This window comes from Amnimonas aquatica, assembly GCF_002943415.1.
Lineage (GTDB): Bacteria > Pseudomonadota > Gammaproteobacteria > Pseudomonadales > Moraxellaceae > Perlucidibaca > Perlucidibaca aquatica_A.
Genome location: NZ_PTQZ01000306.1, coordinates 1 through 1,535 on the forward strand (window position 1 = coordinate 1; position 1,535 = coordinate 1,535).

2 protein-coding genes and 1 tRNA gene are annotated in these 1,535 nt (G+C 68.0%); 2 read left to right on the forward strand and 1 reads right to left on the reverse strand.

From position 1 onward, the window contains the following. Positions 1 to 756, forward strand: a 756-nt coding sequence (locus C5O18_RS09375) for a TonB-dependent receptor (RefSeq protein WP_146089332.1), incomplete at its 5' end; no start/stop codon positions are given. 147 nt (positions 757 to 903) lie between these two features. Further along, a tRNA-Lys gene (locus tag C5O18_RS09380) sits at positions 904 to 979 on the forward strand. 19 nt (positions 980 to 998) lie between these two features. Here the strand turns inward: C5O18_RS09380 and C5O18_RS09385 are convergent. Then, positions 999 to 1,535, reverse strand: a 537-nt coding sequence (locus tag C5O18_RS09385) for a sodium/glutamate symporter (protein WP_277422167.1), incomplete at its 5' end; no start/stop codon positions are given.

Sequence of the window (1,535 nt, forward strand, 5' to 3'; positions counted from 1 at the left end):
CAGGTCTACCACCGCACCTCGCCCAAGGCCGGTGTCATCTATCGTGTCGCGGAGGGGGCCGAGGTGTTTGCCAATGTCAGCGGCAGCTTCGAGCCGCCGAGCTTCTCGGAGGGCCCGGTGGCCGGCCAGCCGCTGGCGGCGCAGAAGGCGGTGACCTGGGAGGTCGGTACCCGTGGCGAACGCCGGCTGGGCAGTGCGGCGCTGAGCTGGGACCTGGCGTACTACCGTGCCCGCTTGCGTGACGAGCTGCTCGCCATCGAGGTCAATGGCGTGTCCACCACGCAGAGCGCGGACCAGACCCTGCACCAGGGTGTCGAGCTTGGGCTGCGTGCCGCGGCCGATCGCTGGCGCGTGATGGCGAGCTACCTCTACAACGACTTCCGTTTCCTGCGCTCGGGTGATGCGCTGATCGGCGATGGCGGCGATATCGCCGGCCTGCCGCGCCAGGTCTTCGCCGGCGAGGCTGCGCTGCGCCTGCCTGGCGGCATCTGGGCCGGTCCGACCGTGCGCGCGGCGTCGCGCAGCTGGGTCGATCACGCCAATACGCTGTCGGCGCCGGGCTACGCCATCTACGGCATCAAGATCAATCAGGCACTGGCGGGCGGCGTGGAGTGGTTCATCGAGGGCCGCAACCTGGCGGACAAGAGCTATGCCGCGACCACCGGCGTGATCCGCAATGCCGGCGGCGCCGACCAGGCCCAGTTCAATCCGGGCGAAGGCAGGGCAGTGTACGTCGGTGTCAGCAAGACATTCTGAGGATGGCGTGATGGCGGGCGATTTCCTCGCCGTTCGCGCCCGCCGGTGCTTGCCCTGACTTTTGCCAATCCGTAAACTACGCGCCTCCCGCAGCCGGCTCCCGGTTGCGGGGCACCCCTTGCACAGTCATGGCAAGGGGATCGGGAAGGGTCGTTAGCTCAGTCGGTAGAGCAGTTGGCTTTTAACCAATTGGTCGCGTGTTCGAGTCACGCACGACCCACCATTTCCCGCCCTGATGCGGTTCACGCCGCCATCACGCTGATCACCAGCGCATTCACCAGATCCACGAAGAATCCGCAGACCAGCGGCACCACGATGAACGCGCGGTGCGCGGCGCCATGCGTGCTGGTCACGGCCGTCATGTTGGCCACGGCGGTGGCGGTGGAGCCGAGCGCGATGCCGCCGAAGCCGGCGCAGGTCACCGCGGCCTCGTAGTCGCGGCCCATGCAGCGGAACACCACGAACACCGTGTAGAACACGGCGAGCAGGATCTGCAGCGTCAGCACCACCAGCACGAAACCGAGCACGCCCTGCAGCAGCCAGAGCTGCAGCCCCATGAGCGCCATGGTCAGGAACATGCCGAGGCAGATGTCCGAGATCAGCGCCAGTCCGCCCTTGAGGTCGTTCCAGCCCCAGCCGACCGCGGCGCCGCGGTTGCGCCGCGCCATGACCAGCAGCGGCATGGCGAGGTTGCGCAGCAGGATGCCGGCGAGCAGGCAGTTCACGAAGCCGGGCAGGTTGAGGCCGGTGAGTGCTAGCACCCGGCCGAGGCCGTCGCC